This is a genomic window from Massilia sp. CFBP 13721 (genome assembly GCF_014842025.1).
GTDB lineage: Bacteria > Pseudomonadota > Gammaproteobacteria > Burkholderiales > Burkholderiaceae_D > Telluria.
The window spans coordinates 1-21,583 of record NZ_JACYUY010000004.1; the positions used below are offsets into that span (position 1 = coordinate 1).

Annotated in this window: 19 protein-coding genes; 7 read left to right on the forward strand and 12 right to left on the reverse strand. The window is 66.5% G+C overall.

Translation table 11 applies throughout. From position 1 onward, the window contains the following. Positions 1 to 113 precede the first annotated feature (113 nt). The 4 genes from IFT60_RS04675 to IFT60_RS04690 are packed head-to-tail and all read right to left on the reverse strand — an operon-like array spanning position 114 to position 4,643. Positions 114 to 1,052: a 3-hydroxyacyl-CoA dehydrogenase NAD-binding domain-containing protein gene (locus IFT60_RS04675; protein ID WP_192050015.1), complete on the reverse strand. Its 939-nt coding sequence runs from the start codon at positions 1,050 to 1,052 to the stop codon at positions 114 to 116. A gap of 8 nt (positions 1,053 to 1,060) precedes the next feature. Then, positions 1,061 to 1,807: an ABC transporter ATP-binding protein gene (locus tag IFT60_RS04680; protein ID WP_192050017.1), complete on the reverse strand. Its 747-nt coding sequence runs from the start codon at positions 1,805 to 1,807 to the stop codon at positions 1,061 to 1,063. Further along, positions 1,807 to 3,579 carry a branched-chain amino acid ABC transporter ATP-binding protein/permease gene (locus IFT60_RS04685; RefSeq protein WP_192050019.1) on the reverse strand — a complete coding sequence of 591 codons (1,773 nt, stop codon included), beginning with the start codon at positions 3,577 to 3,579 and terminating at the stop codon, positions 1,807 to 1,809. Before IFT60_RS04685 ends, IFT60_RS04680 begins: the two co-directional genes overlap by 1 nt. Then, complete coding sequence (locus IFT60_RS04690; protein ID WP_192050021.1) at positions 3,576 to 4,643, reverse strand: branched-chain amino acid ABC transporter permease; 1,068 nt, start codon at positions 4,641 to 4,643, stop codon at positions 3,576 to 3,578. Before IFT60_RS04690 ends, IFT60_RS04685 begins: the two co-directional genes overlap by 4 nt. A gap of 231 nt (positions 4,644 to 4,874) precedes the next feature. Between IFT60_RS04690 and IFT60_RS04695 the strand changes: the two genes are divergently transcribed. Next, positions 4,875 to 6,050 carry an ABC transporter substrate-binding protein gene (locus IFT60_RS04695; protein ID WP_192050022.1) on the forward strand — a complete coding sequence of 392 codons (1,176 nt, stop codon included), beginning with the start codon at positions 4,875 to 4,877 and terminating at the stop codon, positions 6,048 to 6,050. A 42-nt stretch (positions 6,051 to 6,092) separates the two neighbouring features. Here IFT60_RS04695 and IFT60_RS04700 read toward each other — a convergent pair whose 3' ends face one another. Beyond that, entirely contained in the window at positions 6,093 to 7,046 is a 954-nt protein-coding gene (locus tag IFT60_RS04700; protein ID WP_192050024.1) for a GGDEF domain-containing protein, read from the reverse strand. A 182-nt stretch (positions 7,047 to 7,228) separates the two neighbouring features. Between IFT60_RS04700 and IFT60_RS04705 the strand changes: the two genes are divergently transcribed. After that, complete coding sequence (locus tag IFT60_RS04705) at positions 7,229 to 8,185, forward strand: extracellular catalytic domain type 1 short-chain-length polyhydroxyalkanoate depolymerase (RefSeq protein ID WP_192050026.1); 957 nt, start codon at positions 7,229 to 7,231, stop codon at positions 8,183 to 8,185. A gap of 32 nt (positions 8,186 to 8,217) precedes the next feature. Here IFT60_RS04705 and IFT60_RS04710 read toward each other — a convergent pair whose 3' ends face one another. The 7 genes from IFT60_RS04710 to IFT60_RS04740 form a co-directional block, all read right to left on the reverse strand. Beyond that, the gene (locus tag IFT60_RS04710) at positions 8,218 to 8,955 is read right to left on the reverse strand and encodes an LrgB family protein (RefSeq protein ID WP_192050028.1); all 738 of its coding nucleotides are present in this window, start codon (positions 8,953 to 8,955) and stop codon (positions 8,218 to 8,220) included. Beyond that, entirely contained in the window at positions 8,948 to 9,298 is a 351-nt protein-coding gene (locus tag IFT60_RS04715; protein ID WP_192050030.1) for a CidA/LrgA family protein, read from the reverse strand. Before IFT60_RS04715 ends, IFT60_RS04710 begins: the two co-directional genes overlap by 8 nt. Before the next feature lie 188 nt (positions 9,299 to 9,486). Further along, entirely contained in the window at positions 9,487 to 9,678 is a 192-nt protein-coding gene (locus IFT60_RS04720; RefSeq protein WP_192050031.1) for a hypothetical protein, read from the reverse strand. Positions 9,679 to 9,935: 257 nt separating this feature from the next. Then, on the reverse strand, positions 9,936 to 10,151 hold the full coding sequence (locus IFT60_RS04725) for a DUF2783 domain-containing protein (protein ID WP_192050033.1): 216 nt from the start codon (positions 10,149 to 10,151) through the stop codon (positions 9,936 to 9,938). Next, positions 10,148 to 11,839, reverse strand: a complete 1,692-nt coding sequence (locus tag IFT60_RS04730; RefSeq protein ID WP_192050035.1) for an FAD-dependent oxidoreductase — start codon at positions 11,837 to 11,839, stop codon at positions 10,148 to 10,150. The genes IFT60_RS04725 and IFT60_RS04730 overlap by 4 nt, the downstream gene beginning before the upstream one ends. Positions 11,840 to 11,851: 12 nt before the next feature. After that, positions 11,852 to 12,814 (reverse strand): MBL fold metallo-hydrolase, encoded by a 963-nt coding sequence (locus IFT60_RS04735; RefSeq protein WP_192050037.1) that lies wholly within the window; start codon positions 12,812 to 12,814, stop codon positions 11,852 to 11,854. Positions 12,815 to 13,156: 342 nt separating this feature from the next. Further along, on the reverse strand, positions 13,157 to 14,242 hold the full coding sequence (locus tag IFT60_RS04740) for a porin (protein WP_192050039.1): 1,086 nt from the start codon (positions 14,240 to 14,242) through the stop codon (positions 13,157 to 13,159). Between the two features lie 308 nt (positions 14,243 to 14,550). Here IFT60_RS04740 and IFT60_RS04745 point away from each other — a divergent pair, with 308 nt between their 5' ends. From IFT60_RS04745 to IFT60_RS04765, 5 genes are all read left to right on the forward strand, one after another. Next, complete coding sequence (locus IFT60_RS04745) at positions 14,551 to 15,528, forward strand: Bug family tripartite tricarboxylate transporter substrate binding protein (RefSeq protein ID WP_192050041.1); 978 nt, start codon at positions 14,551 to 14,553, stop codon at positions 15,526 to 15,528. After that, on the forward strand, positions 15,525 to 16,022 hold the full coding sequence (locus tag IFT60_RS04750; RefSeq protein WP_192050043.1) for a tripartite tricarboxylate transporter TctB family protein: 498 nt from the start codon (positions 15,525 to 15,527) through the stop codon (positions 16,020 to 16,022). Before IFT60_RS04745 ends, IFT60_RS04750 begins: the two co-directional genes overlap by 4 nt. A 9-nt stretch (positions 16,023 to 16,031) precedes the next feature. Continuing rightward, positions 16,032 to 17,531: a tripartite tricarboxylate transporter permease gene (locus tag IFT60_RS04755; protein WP_192050045.1), complete on the forward strand. Its 1,500-nt coding sequence runs from the start codon at positions 16,032 to 16,034 to the stop codon at positions 17,529 to 17,531. Between the two features lie 483 nt (positions 17,532 to 18,014). Further along, positions 18,015 to 20,627 (forward strand): aconitate hydratase AcnA, encoded by a 2,613-nt coding sequence (gene acnA / locus IFT60_RS04760; protein ID WP_192050047.1) that lies wholly within the window; start codon positions 18,015 to 18,017, stop codon positions 20,625 to 20,627. A gap of 41 nt (positions 20,628 to 20,668) precedes the next feature. After that, positions 20,669 to 21,583, forward strand: coding sequence for a GntR family transcriptional regulator (locus IFT60_RS04765; RefSeq protein ID WP_192050049.1), 915 nt, complete (start codon positions 20,669 to 20,671; stop codon positions 21,581 to 21,583).

Sequence of the window (21,583 nt, forward strand, 5' to 3'; positions counted from 1 at the left end):
GGCGTGCTGAAAACTGGCGAAAAGTTCGATCCGACACTGCACGCCGCTTGACAGCCATAACAGTATCTACGGACCCCGCCTTGCGAACAACGCGATCTCCGGAGACCGTCACATCACGGCAGCTTGTCCGTCCCCGCCTTCGCTTCGATCAGCCCCGCCAGCAGCGCATCGCGCACCGGCGCCAGTTGCGACCCGTCGCGGCCCGCCAGGGCGTCCTCGACACCGGCCGCCAGCTGCTGCTTCAGCGCCTCGGTAATCATCGGCGTGCCGAGATCGGCCCACCAGCTTTCGATCGGCGCGCCGAGGTGGTCGAGCATGTGGCGGATGCCGCCCGCGCCGCCCGACAGGTGCAGGTTCATGAAGGGGCCCATCAGCGCCCAGCGCAGGCCCGGGCCGTAGGCGATCGCGGTATCGACGTCGGCCACGGTCGCCACGCCTTGTTCTACCAAGTGGAACGCTTCGCGCCAGAGCGCCGCCTGCAGGCGGTTGGCGATGTGGCCGGGGACTTCCTTGCGCACGTGGATCGGGCGCTTGCCGATGGCGGCGTAGAAGTTCATAGCGCGTTCGACGGTCGCGTTCGAGGTCCGCGCGCCACCGATGACTTCGACCAGCGGAATCATGTGCGGCGGATTGAAGGGATGGCCGAGCACTACCCGTTCCGGATGGCGGCAGGCGTCCTGCACGCGGCTCATCAACAGGCCCGAGGAGCTCGAGGCCAGGATGACGCTTGGGGCCAGCAGCGCATCCATCTCGCGAAACAGCGCCAGCTTCAGGTCTTCGCGTTCGGGACCGCTCTCCTGCACGAAGTCGACGCCTTGCAGCGCTTCCCCAAGATCGGCGGAAAAGCGCAGCCGCTCGATCGAGGCGCCGTCGGCCAGGCCCATGTGGGTGAGGATCGGCCAGTGCGCGCGCACCGCCGCGCGCAGCTTCGCCTCGGCGCCCGGCATCGGGTCGCTCGCCGAGACGTCGAAGCCGCGCGCCAGGAAACAGGCGGCCCAGCTGGCGCCGATGACGCCGGTGCCGACGACGCCGATACAGGAAATCTCTTTCATCGTATTCCTCACGCGTGTTTCTTGTTCAGCCCCAGATAGGTATCGATCACCTTCGGATCGCTGGCCAGTTGCGCCGCCGGCCCTTCCATCACGACGTCGCCGGTTTCCAGCACGTAGCCGTAATCGGCCGCCTGCAAGGCGGCGCGCGCATTCTGTTCGACCAGCAGGATGCCGACCCCGGTCTCCTTCAGGCGCACGATGACGCGGAAGATCTCCTTGACGATCAGCGGCGCCAGGCCCAGGCTCGGTTCGTCCAGCATCAAGAGCGTCGGTTTTGCCATCAGCGCGCGGCCCAGGGCCACCATCTGGCGCTCGCCGCCGGACATGGTGCCGGCCGCCTGCGTGCGCCGTTCGCGCAGGCGCGGGAACAGCTCGTACACGACGTCCAGCTGATCGGCATACGCCTTGTCGCGGCGTTTATAGCGCGTGTAGCTGCCTAGCAGCAGGTTGTCTTCGACGCTCATGGTCGTGAACAGGTCGCGGCTTTCCGGCACCAGGCTCATGCCCTGGGCGACGCGGCTCTCCACCGGCCAGGCGCTGACGTCGACGCCGCGCAGCAGCACCGCACCGGTGGTCGAGGCATTCGCCACCAGCGCACCGGCGATCGCGTTCAGCATGGTCGACTTGCCGGCGCCGTTCGGGCCGATCACGGTCACGATCTGGCCGGCGCCGACCTTGACGTTCAAGCCGTGCACCGCTTCGACCTTGCCGTAGGCGACGTGCAGGTCGTTCACTTCGAGGATGGGAATGGCCATCAGTCGATCCCTCCCAGGTAGGCTTCGAGCACGGCCGGGTCCTGCTGCACCTGCGCCGGATTCCCTTCCGCGATTTTTGTGCCGAATTCCATGACGATCAGGCGATCGGTCAGGTTCATGACGAAGTCCATGTCGTGCTCCACCAGCAAGATGCTCATGCCCTCGCCTTTCAGTTTGTTCAGCAGCTCGGCCAGCGCCTGCTTTTCCTTGTAGCGCAGGCCGGCCGCCGGTTCGTCGAGCAGCAGCAGCGCCGGGTCGCAGCAGAGTGCACGCGCGATCTCGAGGATGCGCTGCTGGCCGAGCGCCAGGTTGCCGGCCTGCTCGTACAGCAGGCCGCCCAGGCCGACGCGCTCCAGCTGGCGGCGCGCCTCGAACAGCAGTGCGCTCTCCTCGCCGCGGTCCAGCGCCAGGCTGCTGGCCACCACGCCGCGCTGCGCGCGCAGGTGGGCGCCGATCGCCACGTTTTCCAGCACCGTCATCTCGGGCAGCAGGTGCACGTGCTGGAAGGTGCGTCCGATGCCGCGTTTGACGATCGCGCGCGATGGCAGCGCATCGATGCGCTGCAGGCCATCGGTACCGCCGAAGCGGATCTCGCCGCCCGTCACCGGCAGCACGCCGGTCACCAGGTTGAACATAGTCGACTTGCCGGCGCCGTTCGGTCCGATCAGGCCGACGATCTCGCCGCCGTGCACCGTAAAGCTCATGTCGTTGACGGCGACCAGCCCGCCAAACTGCTTACGGGCCTTGTCGATCACCAGCAGCGGCTGGCCCGGCGCCGGGCGCGCGCGCTGCGGCAAGGCCGGCGCCGCCTCAGGCGCGACCGCATCCGGCCGCTGCGGCAGCCAGCGCGCGATGAAGGGCCAGATGCCGTTCCTCGCATGCTGCAGCAGGATCACCATCAGGATGCCGAAGACGATGATCTCGAAATTGCCGTTCGATCCGACCAGGGCCGGGAGAATACTTTGCAGCTGGTCCTTCAGCACCGTCAGCACGGTTGCGCCGAGGATCGCGCCCCACAGGTAGCCGGCGCCGCCGATCACCGCCATGAACAGGTATTCGATGCCCGAGTTCAGGCCGAACGGCGACGGATTCACCGCGCGCTGCAAATGCGCATACAGCCAGCCGGAGACGCAAGCGAGCAAGGCGGCGATCACGAAGATGCGGATCTTCATGGCCGCCGTGTTCACACCCATCGCCTCGGCCATCAGGCCGCCGCCCTTGAGTGCCCTGATCGCGCGGCCGGAACGGGAATTGAGCAGGTTGCGCAGCAGCGCGACGGACACCAGCAGGATCAGCCAGATCAGGAAGAACATGCTCTGGCCGGAGCCGAGACCGATGCCGAACAAGCTGAGGGGCGGAATGCCGCCGATGCCGTCGTACTTGCCGAGGAATTCCAGGTTCCCGAACAGGAAGTACAGCGACAGACCCCAGGCGATGGTCCCGAGCGGCAGGTAGTGGCCGGACAGGCGCAGCATGATGGCGCCGATGAACAGGCTCGATGCCGCCGTCACCGCCAACCCCGCCACCAGGCCGAGCCAGGGCGAGAGCCCGTGCGCGGTCGACAGGTACGCGGTGGCATAGGCGCCCAGGCCGACAAAGGCCGCCTGGCCGAACGAGGTCAGTCCGCCGACGCCGGTCAGCAGCACCAGCCCGAGGGCGACGATCGCGTACAGGCCGATGTAGTTGGCCAGGGTGATCCAGTAGGCCGGCAGCGGCAGCAGGCCGAAGACCAGGGCGGCGATGCCAAGTGCGATCAGTGGATGCGGCTTCATTCGTCGCCCTCCTCGACCTGCGGATGAACGATCGAGCGCCACAGGAGCACCGGAATGATCAGGGTAAAGACGATGACCTCCTTCAGGGCGCTGGCATAGAACGACGAATACGCCTCCAATAACCCGACCAGCAAGGCGCCGCCCGCGGCCAGTGGATAGCTGGCCAGGCCGCCGATGATGGCGCCGACGAAGCCCTTCAGTCCCATCAGGAAGCCACTGTCGTAGTAAATGGTGGTCAGTGGCGCGATCAGCACGCCGCACAGGGTGCCGATGGTCGAGGCCAGCAAATACGCCAGGCGCCCCGCCTGGGTGGTGCCGATGCCGACCAGGCGCGCGCCGCGCCGGTGCACCGCGGTGGCGCGCAGCGCCTTGCCCGACAGGGTGCGGTCGAAGTACAGGTAGAGGGCGCCGATCAGCACCAGCGCGGTGGCGATCACGACGATGCTCTGGCCGGAAATCGTCAGCGTGCCGACATTGAACACGGCGTCGGAGAAGGCCGCCGTGCGCGAACCTTCGGCGCCGAACAGGACCAGGCCGACCCCGAGCAGGGCCAGGTGCACTGCCACCGAGACGATCAGCAGTACCAGCACGGAGCTTTCGGCCAGCGGCTGGAAAGCGAGGCGATAGATCATCGGCCCCATCGGCGCGACGATGGCGAAGGTGAGCAGCAGCTGCGCGAGCATCGGCCATGACTTCTCATCGACGGCTCCCTCTGCCGATTTTGCAGCCAGGAAGACCGCCATCGGGAAGATGATGAATTTGAAGATGCCCATGCCGACTGCGCGCGTGCGGTTGATCTGACCCATAGGACTGCGCATGGTGGCGGCCAGCTCCTGCAGGAAGGCGGCCGCGCCCAGGATCAGCAGCAAGGTGGCGCTGTGCGGCATCTTGCCGGCCTGCAGGGCGGCCATGGTCAGCGCGCCAAAGGCGAGGAATTCACCGAGGGGAATGAAGATCACGCGGGTGATCGAAAACACCAGCACCAGCGCCAGCGCCAGCAGCACGTAGACCGCCCCGCTGGCGATGCCGTCCTGGGTCAGGATGGCGAAGATCGTTAAATCCATACTGCAGCCTGGGGCATGCCGCTGGGGGCTCGGGCGCGCCGCGTCTCCTCGTTGCGCCTGCCGCCGGCACTGCCCGCGTGGCCCTCCTTTGTCGTTATGGGTGATGGCCGGGGCGGATGTTTTCCATCCACCATAATTAAATGATATTCGAAAACAGTTACGGAACCGACATTTTTTCTGTCGCGCCAGCCTATACTATCGTTCAGGTCTATAACAAACCGAGGAGACAGCATGACCCGTACCACCTGCTTCAACTTCCTGCCGAAGAGCCCCAAGATCCTCCTGCTGGTCGCCGCCCTGGGCGCCGCCTTCAACGCGCACGCGCAGATCAAGGTCGGCGTATCGATCTCGACGACCGGGCCGGCGGCCTCGCTCGGCATCCCCGAAAAGAACACCATCGCGCTGCTGCCGAACGAGATCGCCGGCCAGAAGGTGCAGTACATCGTGCTCGACGACGCCTCCGACGCCACCCAGGCCGTCAAGAACGCGCGCAAGCTGGTCTCCGAAGACAAGGTCGACCTCTTGATCGGCTCCTCGGTCACGCCGACCTCGCTGGCGATGCTGGAAGTGGCGGCTGAAACGGAAACGCCGATGATCACCATCGCCGGCGCCGCCCGCATCGTCGAACCGATGGACGCCAAGCGGCGCTGGGTTTTTAAAACCACCCAGCACGACGGCCAGATGGCGGCCGCCATCACCCAGCACATGTCGAACAGCGGCGTCAAAACCATGGGCTTCATCGGCTTTGCCGACGCCTACGGCGAAGGCTGGTACGCGGAAGCGGCCAAGTACGCGCCGGCGCGCAAGATCAAGCTGGTGGCCAACGAGCGCTATGCGCGCACCGACACGTCCGTCACCGGCCAGATCCTGAAACTGATGTCGGCGAATCCCGACGCGATCCTGATCGCCGGCTCCGGCACCCCGGCCGCGCTGCCGCAAAAGGCGCTGCGCGAGCGCGGCTACAAGGGCAAGATCTACCAGACCCACGGTGTCGCCAACAGCGACTTCCTGCGCGTCTGCGGCGCCGATTGCGAAGGCACCTTCGTCCCGGTCGGCCCGATGCTGGTGGCGAACCAGCTGCCCGATTCCAATCCGATCAAGAAGACGGCGCTGACCTACGTGAACAAGTACACGGCGGCACACGGCAAGGACAGCGTCTCGACCTTCGGCGGCCACGCCTGGGATGCATCGATCCTGCTGGCGGAAGCGGCGAAAACCGCGGTGCCGAAGGCGAAGCCGGGTACGAAGGAATTCCGCGCGGCGCTGCGCGATTCGCTCGAAGGCCTGAAGAACGTGCCGGCCTCGCACGGCGTCTTCAACATGAGCCCGACCAACCACCAGGGCATGGACCAGCGCTCGCAGGTGATGGTCAAGATCGAAAAGGGTGCGTGGAAGTACGTGCCGTAAAAGCGCATGTAACCATCGCGGATCGCAGGGTGGGCGCCCACCCTACGAGGTCTCGTCCACCATCACCCGGTCGCGCCCGCCCCGCTTGGCCGCATACAACGCCCGGTCCGCGGCCGCGATGATGCTCGCCGCATCGAGCCTGCCCGCGCCGAAACTGGCCACGCCGATACTGAGCGTCACATAGGGCTTGACCGCCGCCGGCGCATGCGCCAGGCCCAGCGCGGCCACGTGTTCACGGATCGCGTTCGCATGGCACAGTGCCTGGGCCGTATCGGTATCCGGCAGGATCGCCGCGAACTCCTCGCCGCCGTAGCGCGCGGCGACGTCGGCCGGGCGTTTCAGCATGGCGGCCAGCGCCTGCGCCACAGTGGTGAGCCAGGCGTCGCCCTGCTGGTGGCCGAAATGGTCGTTGTAAGCCTTGAAGGAATCGATGTCCATCAGCAGCAGCGACAAGGCGCCGCCATGGCGCTGGGCGCGGCGCAGTTCGCGCTCGAGCGCCACGTCGAAATAGCGGCGGTTGTGGATGCCGCTCAAGCCGTCGATGTAGGAGCGCGCACGCAGCGCCTCGGCGTGTTCCAGCAGGTGCCGTTCGCGCCCGGCCGCGCCGCTGACGTCGCGGATCTCGATCAGGCAGGCGGCTGCCATGCCATCCCTGAAGGCCGTCACCGCCACCGCCTGCTCGATGCGCGCGCCGTCGAAGCTGCCCGCCGGGCGCAGCGGAAACGGCGTGCGGCTGTCCAGGGACGTCACCTGCTTGCTGGCGCCATCGGCCAGCGCGGCCAGCACCGCCGCCTCCACGCGCCCGCCGCGCAGCTCGGGAAAGACGGCAAACAGCCCATGCCCGCGCACGCGCGCCGCCGCGCGGCCCGCATGCGTGACCATCCAGCGGTTCCACAAGGTGATGCGCCCTTCGTTATCGAGCACGATGATGCCGCAATCGACGAGGTTCAGGGCCGTGGCGGCGAGGTCGGGCGGAGAGTCATAAGGGTTCGTCATGGGAGGCCCGGAGCATAGCAAGATCGCATGCAAAAAGCCAACCGCTTAAGGCACCGCTGCGTTACGCCCCGGATGTAGTCCTACGCGTGCTGTCGACCATGGCTGACATGCTGCACCGCAGCATTTCTTTATACTGGCAACCGGGCGAGGAGACTTTCGACCAGCCACCACGAGGTAAGGATATGAATCTAGCAAGTGCAACCTGGCCTTTTTTCGGCCTCAATCCATGGGCCAGCATGCTGGCCCCCGCTCCCTGTGACCAGCCTCAGGGCCAGGCCAGATTCATTGCCGGTACCTTCGACGGCGGCGCACGGCCGCTGCATTACAAACTGTACGTGCCGAGCGGGTATTGCGGTGCGCCGCTGCCGTTGGTGGTGATGCTGCACGGCTGCGGCCAGGATGCCGACGATTTCGCACTCGGCACCGGCATGAACGAGGCCGCCGAGGCCGCGCAATGCCTGGTGCTGTATCCGGAACAGTCGTCGCAGGTGAGCTGGAACCGCTGCTGGAACTGGTACGACCAGGCGCACCACGAGCGCGACGAAGGCGAACCGGCGCTGATCGCGGGCCTGACGCACGCCATCGCCGCCGAATACGCCGTCGACCGCGCCTGCATCGCCATTGCCGGCCTGTCCTCGGGCGGCGCGATGGCGGTCATCCTCGGTCGCACCTACCCCGACCTGTTCAAGGCGGTCGGCTGCCATTCGGGCCTGCCGCACCGCAGCGCCACCAGCAGCGCGAGCGCCTTGTCGGCCATGCGCGACGGCTCCGACCTGAGCGCGGCAAAACAGGCCATGCCGCCTGCCAGCGTACCGATCATCGTCTTCCACGGCGACAGCGACAGCACCGTCCACCGCAAGAACAGTGCCGACGTGGTGCAGCAGAGCGTCGAGTGCTACATGGCGCAGACGCCGGATGATGCAGGCGACCTGGCCGTGCTCGAGGAAACGGGCGAAGCCAGCGGCCGCAGCTTCACGCGCCAGACGCACCGCGGCAAGTCCGGCGACGTGGTCGCCGAACACTGGACCATCCACGGCAGCGGCCACGCCTGGTCGGGCGGCACGCTGCGCGGCAGCTATACCGATACGCGCGGGCCGGATGCCACCCGCGAGATGCTACGCTTCTTTATGCAGGAATGAGCCTGAACCAGTAGTGCAACGGAAACCGCGACTCAGGCAAACAGCCGCAGGACCAGCGGCACCAGCCACGGCGCCAACAAGGCGGTCAGCACGCCATTCAATCCCATGCCGAGGCCCGCAAAGGCGCCCATCTCGGGACTGACCTGGAAGGCGCGCGCGGTACCGATGCCATGCGAGGCGACGCCGAGCGCGAAGCCGCGCACCTGGTGCGAATGCACGCCCATGCGCTCGAACAGGAAGCGCGCGCACACCGCCCCGAAGATGCCGGTGCCGATCACCAGGATGGCGGTCAGCGCCGGCACGCCGCCCAGCCGCTCGGCCACCGCCATCGCGATCGGCGTGGTCGCCGACTTGGGCGCGGCGGTGGCCGCCAGCGTGGCCGAGCCGCCCAGCATCAGCACCAGCAGCGCGCTCGAGACGATGGCGCCGGCGGAACCGGCGAACAGCGCCGCCGTCAGGGGAAGGAAGGTGCGGCGCAGGGTCGGCATCTGGCGCGCCAGCGGAATCGCCAGCGCCACCGTGGCCGGGCCGAGCAGGAAGTGCACGAACTGCGCCCCTTCGAAATAGCGCTGGTAGGACATCCCGGACAGCGTCAAGACCGCGGCTACGATGGCGATCGCAATCGCCACCGGGTTGGCCAGCGGCGAGGCGCGGCAGCGCAGGTGGATCCACTGGGCGGCAAGATAGGCGCACAGCGTCAGCGTCAGGCCCAGCAGCGGCGAGGCCGCCAGGTAGACCCACAGGGCGCCAAGCTGCGGAAATTCAGGCATCGGGCGCCTTCCCGCGTGTCAAGGCGCGCAGCACCGCCGCTGTCAGGGCCAGCGTGACCAGCGTGCCGCCGGCCAGGGCGCCCAGCAGCGCCGGCCACTGGCCGCCGATGCTTGCCCCGACCGCGACCACGCCGGCGCCGGCCGGTACGAACAACAGCGACAGGTGGCGCAGCAGTTCGGTGGCGCCCGGTTCCACCAGCGCGTGCAGGCGCGGTTTCAACAGCAGGGTCGCGAACAAGAGCAGCATGCCGATCACCGGACCGGGCACCGGCAGCCTGAATACGAATGCGACGCCCTCGCCCAGGCACTGGAACAGCAGCAGGATGGCGAGGGTGTGGAGCATGGGCTGGTCTCGGGTTGCGCACGTGGGCAGGATGGCGCCGTGGCTACCTCCCGTAGTCGACGGCCCGAGCATAGCCGAATCAAGGGACCCGGCGCGCGCGATCGCTGCTGGAGGCGTTCGCGCTGGCGCCGGACGAAAAAAAACCTCGCTTGTGCGAGGCTTCTTTTCTGTCGTACTACGATGCTGACTTATTCGGCGCTGCGGTTCGCCATCCGGTCGAGCTTGCGCGTTACGCCCGAGCCGACCGAGTCGACGCCGCGGGACATGCGGTACAGCTGCCAGAGGTCGCCGCTGCCAGCATGCGTGTCCGCTTCCGACGCGAACAGCTTCTTCACGAACTGGGATGCACTATTGAACAGGTTTGCGGTTGCTATCGTCATGATGTCCTCACTGGTTGGCTTATGTATCCAGTATGGGCGCATTCAGATAGAAATCAAATTGAGATCCATGATGATCGCCATTCATGTAACGTATATTTGAGTCGATATCAGATATGCTCTTAGGAAATAATAGGTAGCTGCTCCTATGAAGGAGCCTGGTTAGAGGAGGCGGGGCGCGATCCGGGGCTTGCCCAAGCCAAGCGGCCAATCACTTGGAATTATCGTTGCCACGAGACAACAGCTCAGCTGAACCCGGATCAGACCTGTACCTCAGCTTTCACATTCCTGCGCGCGACCGCCAGCGCTTTGCGCAGGACAGCCAGGTCGCCGATGTGATTCGACAGCAGCAGGATCAGTTGGGCGTTGAGCATGCTGCTCGCTTCCTCGTCCAGGCCCTGGTGCGCGTCGACCAGCAGCGCGTAGAACGCGTCCGGGTCGGCCATGTTCGGTTCGACGTTCAAACAAGCGCTCATGCGTGCTCCATCTGGTCTCGGCGCCCGGTCGCTCCGGCCGCATTAAAGTCGTTGCAGCTGGCGCGTGCCACGGCGGCGCGCACTGCTTGCAGGTCGAAAGCGCGCCAGCGCGCGCACACATGCTGGTCGGGACGCAGCAGGTAGAAGCTGCCGTGCGCGGCGTCGTAACGGGCGGCGAACAGGCCCGCGCTGTCCTCGAGCATTCCCGGTCCGCCCTGCCCGGCCGGCGCCACGACCACGATCCACACCGGGATCGCATCGCCTGCCAATGCCGCCATCGCCGCGACTACCTCGGCGTCGCGCGCGCTGCCGGCGGCATACAGGCCGCTGAAGCCGTTGCCGGTGTGGCGCAGCAGCCAGTCCGGCCGGCCGTCCTGCGTCAGCGGCGCGTCGGCGGCCGGAGCGCCAAGGTGCATGACGCCTTCGAAGTGCTCGCTGTCGGGCGTGTTCAACACCGAAGCGGCGTAGGTCGATGGCGTCGACAGCCGCCCACTGTTGACCAGCCTGCGCGCAAAGGGCTGGTCTTTGGCCAGCTGCAGCACGGCGTCGCGAAACAGGCGGCTGGCCGCGCTCTTCGGGGTGATGAAGTCGGTGGCGCGGGTCGAGTGCAGGATGTTTTCGTCGGCGGCCCCCTCGCGCTCGCGCGCATAGGTGTCGAGCAGGCTGGTGGGCGCCTTGCCCTCGACCACCAGGCGCAGCTTCCAGGCCAGGTTGTCGGCATCCTGCACGCCGCTGTTGGCGCCGCGCGCACCGAAAGGCGAAACGCCATGGGCGGCGTCGCCGGCGAACAGCACGCGGCCGTGGCGGAAGGCATCCATGCGCTGGCAGCGGAAGGTGTAGACGCTGACCCATTCCAGTTCGAAGCGCGCGTCCGGCCCAAGCAGCGCCTGGATGCGCGGAATGACGCGCTCCGGGCTCTTTTCAAGTTCCGGATCGGCGTCCCAGCCAAGCTGGAAGTCGATGCGCCAGAGATTGTCCGGCTGGCGATGCAGCAGTACCGATTGCCCGGGGTGGAAAGGCGGATCGAACCAGAACCAGCGTTCGGCCGGAAAATCGGCGGTCATTTTCACGTCCGCGATCAGGAAGCGGTCGCGGAAGGTGCGGCCGTGGCTTTCCAGTCCCATCAGGGCGCGCAGCGTGCTCTTGCCGCCGTCGGCCGCGACCACGTACGCCGCTTCCAGCAGGTAGTCGCCCGCGGGTGTGGTCACGGTGAGGGCGACGTGGCCGGCGTGCCGGGCCAGATTCGTCACCTTGCTGCGCCAGCGCAGGTCGAGATTCGGCAGTTGCTGCGCCCGTTCGTGCAGGTAGCCCTCGACGTAGTACTGCTGCAGGTTGACAAAGGCGGGCCGCGCATGGCCCGTCTCGGGCAGCAGGTCGAAGCTGTAGACCTCCTGGTCGCGGTGGAACACGCGGCCGACGTGCCAGCGCACGCCCTTGGCCGCCATGCGTTCGCCGCAGCCCAGGCGGTCGAAGATCTCGAGCGTGCGCTTGGAAAAGCAGATCGCACGCGAACCGTGGGCGAGCCGGTCGTCGTCGTCCAGCAGCACGGTCGGCACGCCGTTCTGCGCGAGGTCGACGGCGGTCGCCAGGCCCACCGGGCCGGCGCCGACCACCACGACCGGGTGGCGGCCGCCGCGCGCGGTCGCCGGCGTGTACTCGAACACGCGGCGTTGATATTCAAGGTCCATGGCGCGCCCCGCTCAGTTCTGCAGCGCGTGCCACATCTCCCTGTCGCGCTCCGCGGTCCAGATGCGTGGATGCTTGATTCCCTTCGCTTCGTCGTAGGCGCGCGTGACGTCGAAGGGCAGGCAGTGCTCGTAGATGAAGACGTGGCCGAACTTCGGGTCCATCTGCTTGCGCACGTGCGTCATCGCTTCGGCCAGCGTCATCTGCGCGGCCACCGCTTCCTTGGCACTGTCGAACAGCGTGGTGACGAAGTCCTTCGTGTAGTCGATGCCCTCGTTGACCTGCTGCGGCGTGGTCAAGGCTTCGCCGCGGCCGGGGACCAGCTTCTCGGGGCCGAGCGCGCGCAGCGCTTCCAGCGTGGCCGGCCACTCCTCCAGCTGAGCGTCGCCGGTATAGGCCGCCGCGCCGTATTCGACCAGGTCGCCCGAGAAGCAGATCTTTTGCGACGGGATCCAGGCGATGGTGTCGCCCCTGGTGTGGCCCATGCCGATATGTGCCAGCTTCACTTCGAGCTTGCCCATGAAGATGGTCAGCTCGTTGTTGAATACCATGGTCGGCCAGGACAGGCCCGGCACCGATTCGACCCCGGCGAACAGGCGCGGGAAGCGCTCGATCTCGGACTGCATGTCCTGCGCGCCGCGCTCGGCGATCAGTTCATAGGTGCCGCGCGAGGCGATGATCTGCTCGGCGCCCTCGGCAAAGTACGCCGAGGCGCCCAGCACGCGCACCGCGTGGTAGTGCGACAGCACCACGTACTTGATCGGCAGGTCGGTCACGCTGCGGATGTGCCGGATGAGCGACTGCGCCATCAGCGGCGTGGCGGTGGTGTCGATCACCATCACGCTGTCGTCGCCGATGATGACGCCCGAGTTCGGATCGCCCTCGGCCGTGTAGGCATAGGCGTTGTCGGAGAGCTTGACGAAGCTGGTCTTCTTTTCCTGGATGTCGGCCTGCGATGCAAAGGTTTTTTCGGTCATGATGCGGTCTCCTCATTGGTTTTTTTGGACGCCATGGCGATGCATGAACGATACGACTTTCCGGATTGTCTGTAAATCTGCTGCTGTCGATGAGGATGCAGTCTTGGCTCCGAGCTTTGCGGCACGGTCCGCATTCCGATAATCATAGGGTGGACTCCGTCCACGCGGTGCCACCTAAGCATATCGAAATGCGTCGTCCCGCCTCGGAGCGCGCACGCATTAATTTTCTCCAGCGTTTCGGTGTGCAAGGGCACGACCGCGTGGAGCCATTGAAGCCAGTGTCTTCAATGGCACGTCCACCCTACGGTTATCTAGACGCGGAGGGTGAGGCCAGGCTCATTTTCAAAACCGGTGCTGGATCCCCACCAGCAGCCCGGTCTGGTGGTCGCCGAACCCGGTCGTGCCGCCATCCTCGGTATTATCGCGCGATACGCCGACCGGGACGCCGCCCCTGGTCTTGGCATGCGCCGCCGTCGCATACAGGCTGGTGCGCTTGGACAGCGCGTATTTGGCGCGCAGCACGAACATCCTGGGGTCGGCGGCGCTGTCGCTCGGTGTCACGCCATTCTTGATCCGCACGTAATAGACGACGCCGGTGAGGTCGAGCGCGGGTGTCAGGTCGTAGTTCGCCCCCACCCACCAGGTATCGGCGCGCACGTCGGCGACGGCGGGCTGTTCGATCGTCAGGTGGCGCAGGCCGGCCTTCAGGCTGAGGGCTTCGCTGGCGTCGAACGCGGCCGCGGCGTGGTAGACCTTGTTTTCGGAGCGGATGCCCACGGCATTCCTGATGCCGTTCACGCGCTCGCCGGTGAGGACGAGGCGCACGGCGCCCAGGTCGTAGGCGGCGCCGGCGGCCAGCTTGCGCCCGTCCGAGGCGTTGCCGGCCACCTCGCCGGCGCCGTAGGAAAAGCCGACCTTCAGCTTGTCGAAGGTGCCCTGGTACTTGACCATGTTGTCGAAGCCGGTCGTCATGCCGTACTTGTTGGCCAGGGTGCCGTTGCCGGTCGGGATCCACGAATAGCGCGGCGCGTAGCCCATCGGGTCGAAGGGATTGACGAAGTCGTAAACGGTGGTGAACGAGCGGCCGAACACGATGCGGCCGAACTTGCCCTCGAGGCCGACGTTGGCCTGGCGCCGGAACAGCGTGCCGTCGTAGTTGCCGGTGTCGATCAGCAGGCCCGATTCGAGGTTGAACACCGCTTTCAGCCCGCCACCGAGTTCCTCGGTGCCGCGAAAGCCGAGCCGCGAATTGTTGGCGCCACCCGAATAGATCTTGGTCGCACCGCCACCGCCGGGATTGGCATTCGAGAGGTGTTCGATGCCCGCGTCCATCACGCCATAGATCTGCACGTTGGTCTGGGCGGACGCGAGGCTGCTCGCCGCCATGGCCACTGCCGCAAGCCCTGCAAAGTGCGCACGTTTGTTCATTGTCTAATCTCCGTCGATTGTTGTAGTGGGACGATCAAGCATGCGCGGTCATCGAACATGAATCGAACACACGATTGCATTTTATCGCTTCATAATGCAGATCAGATATGGATAAGTCAACACACTTTCCCGCGCGTTGTGCATTTCGTCGAGCAGTCATCCGCCCAGCAGGGCTTATGCGTCAAGACAGCCACAGAATGTAGAAAGAACAAATTTTTTTGCATAAATCTGCAAATAAATGCAAACTGGCCTGAGTGGTACCAACAACATCTGCACCGCACAGGTGCGACAATCAGGAGACGCTGGTCATGTACAAACTGAATGCAATGCTCGTCCGCGCCGCGTGCGCAGTCGCCGTCGGCGCAAGCTTCGCCGCCACGCCTGCGCTGGCACAGGCGCCCATGGAACTGAAAATCATCGCCCCGGCAGCCCCGGGCGGCGGCTGGGACAGCGCCTCGCGCTCGCTGCAGCAAGTGATGGTCGCCGCCGGCGCCGCCAAGAGCGTGCAAGTCATCAACGTGCCCGGCGCCGGTGGCACCGTCGGCCTGGCCCAGTTCGCCAACGGCGCCAAGGGCGACGGCAGGCAGATGCTGACGATGGGGATCACCATGCTGGGCGCCGTACTGACCAACCGCTCGCCGGTGTCGCTCGACACCATGACCCCGATCGCGCGCCTGACCGCCGATCCGCTGGTGATCGTGGTGCCGGCCAATTCGCCGCTCAAGACCATCAAGGACCTGGCCGCCGCCATCAAGGCCGATACCTCGAAAGTGGTCTGGGCCGGCGGTTCGGCTGGCGGCGCCGACCACATCCTGGCCGGCATGGTGGCGAAGACCGCCGGCGGCGACGTCCGCAAACTCAACTACGTGCCCTTCTCCGGCGGCGGCGAGGCGCTGGCCGAGATGCTGGGCGGGCGCGTCACCGCGGGCGTGTCGGGCTATAACGAATTCGAGAGCATGATCAAGTCGGGCAAGCTGCGTGCGCTGGCCGTCTCATCTAGCAAGCGCATCGCCGGCGTCAACGTGCCGACGCTGAAGGAAGGCGGCATCGACGCCGAACTGGTCAACTGGCGCGGCATCGTCGGCGCGCCCGGCATCACGCCGCAGCAGCGCGCCGCGCTGTCCGCCGCGGTGGAAAAAACCGTCAAGTCGCCCGAGTGGGCCAAGGTGCTGAAGGCGCGCGGCTGGGAAGACGCCTACCTGCCGGCCGACCAGTTCGCCGCCTTCATGAAAACCGACCAGGCGCGCGTGAAGGACATCCTGGTGTCGATCGGCCTCGCCAAATGAGCGCCGCCAGCGAACACAGCGTGCCGGCCTGGCGCGCGCCGCTGTGCGTTGGCCTCGCCTTGCTGGTGCTGGGCGGGCTCACCTTGACCGACGCCTACCGCGTCGCCGAAAGCGTCGGGCCGGGCGTGGGGCCGTCGGCGGCGATGAAGCTGATCGCCGGCCTGCTGGTCCTGCTCGGCATCGCCCACCTGGTGGGGGCGGGCCGCGCCGCGAAGCATACGCTGGTGCTGGACGCCGGCGAAAAGGTCAACCTGCGCTCGCTGGCCTGGGTTCTGGGCGGGCTGGTGCTGCAGATCGTGGCGATCGGGATTGGCGCCGGCTTCATCATCTCGTCGACCATCCTGTTCACCGCCACCGCCTGCGGCTTCGGCCGTTCGCTCCGGTCATGGGGGCCGGTGTATGGCCTGGTGCTGACCACCCTCGTGTATTTGTTCTTCACCAAGGCGCTGTCCCTGTCCCTGCCGATGGGACCGCTGGAACAGCTGCTCGGCTAAAGGAATTCGATGGAAACGCTTTCATTACTTGCCGATGGTATCTGGGTCGCGCTTCAACCGGGTAACCTGCTGTTCGCCGGCATCGGTGTCCTGCTCGGCACCCTGGTCGGCATCCTGCCCGGCATCAGTCCTTCGCTCACCGTCGCGCTGCTGCTGCCGGTGACCTTCAAGCTGGACCCGACCGGCTCGATCATCATGTTCGCCGGTATTTATTTCGGCGGCATGTACGGCAGTTCGACCACTGCCATCCTGATTAACACACCGGGCGAGGCGGCCTCGATCGCCACCGCCATCGAGGGCTACAAGATGTCGCTGAGCGGACGCGCCGGCCCGGCGCTGGCCACGGCCGCCATCGGCTCGTTCGTGGCCGGCACCATCGCCACCGTCTGCCTGGCGTTATTGGCGCCGTGGATCGTCGACCTGGCCGTGCAGTTCGGTCCCTGGGATTACCTGGCGCTGATGGTGGTCGCGTTCGTGACGGTGTCGGCCACCTTCGGCAGCTCGGTGCTGCGCGGGCTCACCAGCCTGGCGCTGGGCCTGTTCCTGGGCCTGGTCGGCATCGACAAGCTGACCGGCCAGGCGCGCCTGACCTTCGAGGTGCCGGCGCTGATGGACGGGATTTCGATCACGACGCTGGCGGTCGGCCTGTTCGCCATGGGCGAGGCGCTGTTCGTCGCTTCCCACTACAACGGCCTGGCCGACAAAGTGGAAAAGGTGCGCGGCTCGCTGTGGATGTCGAAGGGCGACTGGGCGGCCTCGTGGAAGCCCTGGCTGCGCGGCACCCTGCTCGGCTTCCCGATCGGCGCCCTGCCCGCCGGCGGCGCCGAAGTGCCGACGCTGCTGTCGTACACGCTCGAACGCAAGCTGACCAAGCACCCCGAGCAGTTCGGCAAGGGCGCCATCGAAGGCGTGGCCGGCCCGGAAGCGGCCAACAATGCCTCGGCCACCGGCACCCTGGTGCCGCTGCTGGCGCTGGGCTTGCCGACCTCCGCCACCGCCGCCATGATGCTGGCCGGCTTCCAGCAGTATGGCCTCGTACCTGGTCCGCTGCTGTTCACGACCAACCCGGAAATGGTCTGGGGCCTGATCGCCAGTTTCCTGATCGGTAACCTGATGCTGCTGGTGCTGAACCTGCCGCTGGTCGGCCTGTGGGTCAAGCTGCTGGCCATTCCCCAAGCCTGGCTCTATGCCGGCATCCTGGTGTTCGCCGCGATGGGCACGCTGGCCGCGAATCCGTCGACGGTGGAATTGACGATGCTGGTGGTGTTCGGGCTGGCCGGCTACATGATGCGCTGCTGGGATTATCCGATGGCGCCGATGATCGTCGGCCTGATCCTGGGCCCGATGGCCGAAAGCCAGTTCCGCCGCGCGCTGCAGGTCAGCCTGGGCGATTACTGGATCTTCTTCAAGCACCCGGCCTCGGCCACGCTGCTGGCGATTGCCGCGTTTGCCTTGCTGGCACCGCTGCTGTTCAAGGGCTTGCGCAAGTTCCGCGGCAGCGACGAGTGAACGTGTAAAACAGCCCGGCCGCAGGGCCAGCACCTTCTAACCGTAGGGTGGACCGGGCCACGAAAGGCTCCGTCCACGGCATTGGGTACGCATATCGACACGCGCAACAAGGGCCCGATACGTATGCGTGCCATACCTGCGCGTCGCGTTTCGACACGCATGCACAAGGCCGTGAACAGAGTCCACCCTACGTATCGCGAAGCGCACGCTGCACCGAGCCAGGCCACAGCGCCTGCGTTTTCTAACCGTAGGGTGGACTCCGTCCACGGCAGTAGGTACGCATATCGAAACGTACAGGAAGGACCCGGTACATATGCGTTCCAGGGCTGCACGTCGCGTTTCGTTACGCATGCAAAAGGCCGTGGACGGAGTCCACCCTACATCCGCGACACGCGTACCGTTCAGCCCGTTGCGAGTGCAACCACGCCGATTTTTTCTCTCATCTATTTGCATTTTGCCCCCAAAATATGCAAGAATGAGGGCATGAACACGCCCACCTCCGCGCCCCCGGCCTATCTCGACCACGCCGGTCTGCGCTACCGCCTGGTCGACCTCCACGCCCTGTTCGGCGCGCGCCTGCTCGAGTTGCCGGTCGTCCTGCGCCTGCTGCTGGAAAACGTCATCCGCAACAGTCCCGAGGACGAGCGCCAGGCTGGCGTCGACGCCATCTTCGGCTGGCTGGAGCGCGGCAGCAGCGAGGCCGAGCTGGCCTACCAGCCTGGCCGCGTGCTGATGCACGACACCACCAGCACCCCGGCGCTGGTCGACATCGCGGCCATGCGCAATGCGCTGGACGAGGCGGGATGGGAACCGTCCCTGCTCAACCCCGGCCTGCCGGTCGACATCTCGGTCGACCATTCGCTGGCGGTGGAATTCTTCGGCCAGCGCGATGCGGTGGACCGCAACCTGCAAATGGAAATGCGCCGCAACAGCGAGCGTTATACGTTCCTGCGCTGGGCGTCGAAGGTGATGAAGGGTGTGCGCATCCACCCGCCCGGCACCGGCATCATGCACACGATTAACCTGGAACAGCTGGCAACCGTCGTCACGACGGAACAGCGCGACGGCGACACCTGGGTGGTACCGGACACGATGATCGGCACCGACAGCCACACGCCGATGATCAACGGTATCGGCGTGCTGGGCTGGGGCGTGGGCGGGCTGGAGGCACAGACGGTCATGTTCGGCATGCCGACCATGCTGCGCGTGCCTGACGTGATCGGCGTGCGCCTCACCGGGCGCCTGGGCGCAGGTGCGGTGGCAACCGACCTGGCGCTCACCGTCACGCAGCGCCTGCGCGCGATCGGCGTCTCGGGCGAGTTCGTCGAATTCTTCGGCCCCGGCGTCTCCACCCTGAGCGCCGGCGAGCGCGCGGTGGTGGCCAACATGGCGCCCGAATACGGCGCCACCACCGGTTACTTCGCGGTCGACGCGCACACGCTCGACTACCTGGCACAAACCCGGCGCCCGCAAGACCTTGTCAACCTGGTGGAAGCCTACGCCCACCGCAACGCCCTCTGGTTCGACCCCGACGCGCAGCCGACCTATACCCGCACGATCGAGATCGACCTCGACGCGATCGCGATCCACGTCGCCGGCCCCAAGCGGCCGCAGGACTTGCTCGCCTACACCGAGACCGCGTCCGTGCTCGCCAAGCTGGCCTTCCAGCCGGCCGCAGCCACCGGCGGCCTGCCGCGCCATCCGGTCGTCATCGCCGCCATTACCAGCTGCACGAACACGTCCGACCCCGGCCTGCTGGTGGCCGCCGGCCTGGTCGCGCGCCGCGCGCGCGCGTTCGGCCTGAAGGTGCCGGCCTGGGTCAAGACCTCGCTCGGGCCCGGTTCGCCCGCAGCCGCCGCCTACCTGGAGCGCGCCGGCCTGCTCGACGACCTGTCGTACGTCGGCTTCGACATCGTCGGCTATGGCTGCACCACCTGCATCGGCAATTCGGGCGCGCTCACCGTCCCGATCCAGGCCGCGCAAGCCGCAGGCCAGATCCAGCCGGTCGCCGTCTTGTCCGGCAACCGCAATTTCCCGGGACGCGTGCACCCCGACCTCGACCTCGGCTTCCTGATGTCGCCGCCGCTGGTGATCGCCTTTGCGATCGCCGGCGATGCCGAACGCGATTTCAGCCGCGATCCGGTCGGGCTCACGCCCGACGGCCAGGCCGTCTACCTGCGCGACCTGTGGCCGAGCCGCGCAGAGGTCGATGCGATAGTGGCGCAGGGTTTGTCGGCCGACGACTTCCCGCAAGCCTTTGCGCGCGCCAGCCTGAACCCGGTCTGGCATGGCCTGAAGGTGCCGGATACGGCGTTGTTCCCGTGGAACCCGGCATCGACCGCGCTGCGCCGTCCGCCGTTTGCCTCGCTGGCCGAGCGCGGCCAGCTCGGCCACTACGCCGCGTATCCGCTGCTGGTGCTGGGCGACGACATCACCACCGACCACATTTCGCCGGCCAGCGCGATCCCGAAGGACAGTTTTGTCGCCGACTTCCTGGTCGCGCGCGGCGACGACCGCGACGACCTGAACGTGTTCGCCTCGCGGCGCGGCAACTGGGAAGTCATGGTGCGCGCGGCGTTCTACAGCAAATCGCTGCGCAACCTGCTGCTGCCGGCGGCGCCGGTCGGGCACACGCTGCACGTGCCGAGCGGTGACGTCGCGCCGATCTTCGAGGTGGCCAACCGCTACCGCGACGAGGGCATTCCTGTGGTGCTGGTCGCGGGTGAACGCTACGGCACCGGTTCCTCGCGCGATTGGGCCGCCAAGGGCCAGCGCCTGATCGGCGTGCGCGCGGTGCTCGCGCTCAGTTTCGAACGCATCCACCGTTCGAATTTGATCGGCATGGGCATCCTGCCGCTGCGGCTGCCGGCGGCCTTGCAGATCGGGCGCGGTGACCGCATCGAGATCGACGCCCCGGCCGACACGCTGCAGCCGCGTTGCGCCGTCCCGGTCACCGTACACCGCGTCGACGGCGCGACCGAATCGTTCGACGCCGTGGCGGCGGTAGAGACGCGCCTCGAAATCGACTTGCTGCGCCATGGCGGCGTCATCCCCTACATTCTGCAAAAGACCATCGCCGCACAAGCTCGGTCATAATATCGGGCTGGGGGCCGCCGGCTCCGAACGAGTCCATACCCATGAGCGTTGAAACATCGATTCCGAAGCAAATCGTCGCCCTGATCAAGAGCGAGGAATGGGGACCCGGCAGCCACCTGCCGGCGCAGATGCTGGCCGACCGCCTGCGCGTGTCGCGCCAGCCGGTCAACAGCGCGCTCGCGCTGCTGCACGAAAAAGGCATCCTCACGCGCGAGCGCAACCGCGGCTATTTCCTGGCGCAGCCGCTGAACGACCCGCTGTCCGACATCGTCGCCGGCCTGGGCCTGGCCGAATCCGACGTCGTCACCAGCGTCTACTTCCAGATCGCCGACGACCTCTTGAAGAACGAATTGCCGCTCGACTGTTCCGAACAGCTGATCCGGACACGCTACGGCCTGACCGCCGCGCAGACCGGCGCCGTGCTGGCGCGCATCGCCAACGAAGGCTGGGCCGAGCGCAAGCCCGGCTACGGCTGGACCTTCTCGACCATGCTGACCACGCCCGACAGCCTGCTGCAATCCTACCGCCTGCGCCTGGCGCTGGAACCGGCCGCGCTGCTCGAACCGGGCTACAAAATGGAGCGCAAGGTGCTGGAACAGTGCCGCGCCACCGAACTGGCGCTGCTCGATGGCGGCATCGCCAGCGCCTCGGCCGACGAACTGCATAACCGCGGCGTGCGCTTCCACGAAAGCCTGGTCGAAGCCTCCGGCAATCCCTTCTTCATCGACACCATCCGGCGCGTCAACCGGGTGCGGCGCCTGCTCTCCTACCGCTCGATGAAACAGCGCGATCGCTATCCCGAGCACTGCCGCCAGCACCTGCACATCCTCGACCTGCTCGCGCGCGAGAAGAACGAGGAAGCCGCCGCCTTCGTGCGCGAGCACCTCGCGCACACCCTGGACTCCCTGGCCAAGATCGAAGACATCCTGCATGCCAAGGGGACGAACAAACCTTGA

Bases quoted from the DNA above. Each gene is read 5' to 3' on its own strand.
- IFT60_RS04675 (WP_192050015.1), bottom strand. From the start codon at position 1,052: ATGAAAGAGATTTCCTGTATCGGCGTCGTCGGCACCGGCGTCATCGGC.
- IFT60_RS04680 (WP_192050017.1), bottom strand. From the start codon at position 1,807: ATGGCCATTCCCATCCTCGAAGTGAACGACCTGCACGTCGCCTACGGC.
- IFT60_RS04685 (WP_192050019.1), bottom strand. From the start codon at position 3,579: ATGAAGCCGCATCCACTGATCGCACTTGGCATCGCCGCCCTGGTCTTC.
- IFT60_RS04690 (WP_192050021.1), bottom strand. From the start codon at position 4,643: ATGGATTTAACGATCTTCGCCATCCTGACCCAGGACGGCATCGCCAGC.
- IFT60_RS04695 (WP_192050022.1), top strand. From the start codon at position 4,875: ATGACCCGTACCACCTGCTTCAACTTCCTGCCGAAGAGCCCCAAGATC.
- IFT60_RS04700 (WP_192050024.1), bottom strand. From the start codon at position 7,046: ATGACGAACCCTTATGACTCTCCGCCCGACCTCGCCGCCACGGCCCTG.
- IFT60_RS04705 (WP_192050026.1), top strand. From the start codon at position 7,229: ATGAATCTAGCAAGTGCAACCTGGCCTTTTTTCGGCCTCAATCCATGG.
- IFT60_RS04710 (WP_192050028.1), bottom strand. From the start codon at position 8,955: ATGCCTGAATTTCCGCAGCTTGGCGCCCTGTGGGTCTACCTGGCGGCC.
- IFT60_RS04715 (WP_192050030.1), bottom strand. From the start codon at position 9,298: ATGCTCCACACCCTCGCCATCCTGCTGCTGTTCCAGTGCCTGGGCGAG.
- IFT60_RS04720 (WP_192050031.1), bottom strand. From the start codon at position 9,678: ATGACGATAGCAACCGCAAACCTGTTCAATAGTGCATCCCAGTTCGTG.
- IFT60_RS04725 (WP_192050033.1), bottom strand. From the start codon at position 10,151: ATGAGCGCTTGTTTGAACGTCGAACCGAACATGGCCGACCCGGACGCG.
- IFT60_RS04730 (WP_192050035.1), bottom strand. From the start codon at position 11,839: ATGGACCTTGAATATCAACGCCGCGTGTTCGAGTACACGCCGGCGACC.
- IFT60_RS04735 (WP_192050037.1), bottom strand. From the start codon at position 12,814: ATGACCGAAAAAACCTTTGCATCGCAGGCCGACATCCAGGAAAAGAAG.
- IFT60_RS04740 (WP_192050039.1), bottom strand. From the start codon at position 14,242: ATGAACAAACGTGCGCACTTTGCAGGGCTTGCGGCAGTGGCCATGGCG.
- IFT60_RS04745 (WP_192050041.1), top strand. From the start codon at position 14,551: ATGTACAAACTGAATGCAATGCTCGTCCGCGCCGCGTGCGCAGTCGCC.
- IFT60_RS04750 (WP_192050043.1), top strand. From the start codon at position 15,525: ATGAGCGCCGCCAGCGAACACAGCGTGCCGGCCTGGCGCGCGCCGCTG.
- IFT60_RS04755 (WP_192050045.1), top strand. From the start codon at position 16,032: ATGGAAACGCTTTCATTACTTGCCGATGGTATCTGGGTCGCGCTTCAA.
- acnA (WP_192050047.1), top strand. From the start codon at position 18,015: ATGAACACGCCCACCTCCGCGCCCCCGGCCTATCTCGACCACGCCGGT.
- IFT60_RS04765 (WP_192050049.1), top strand. From the start codon at position 20,669: ATGAGCGTTGAAACATCGATTCCGAAGCAAATCGTCGCCCTGATCAAG.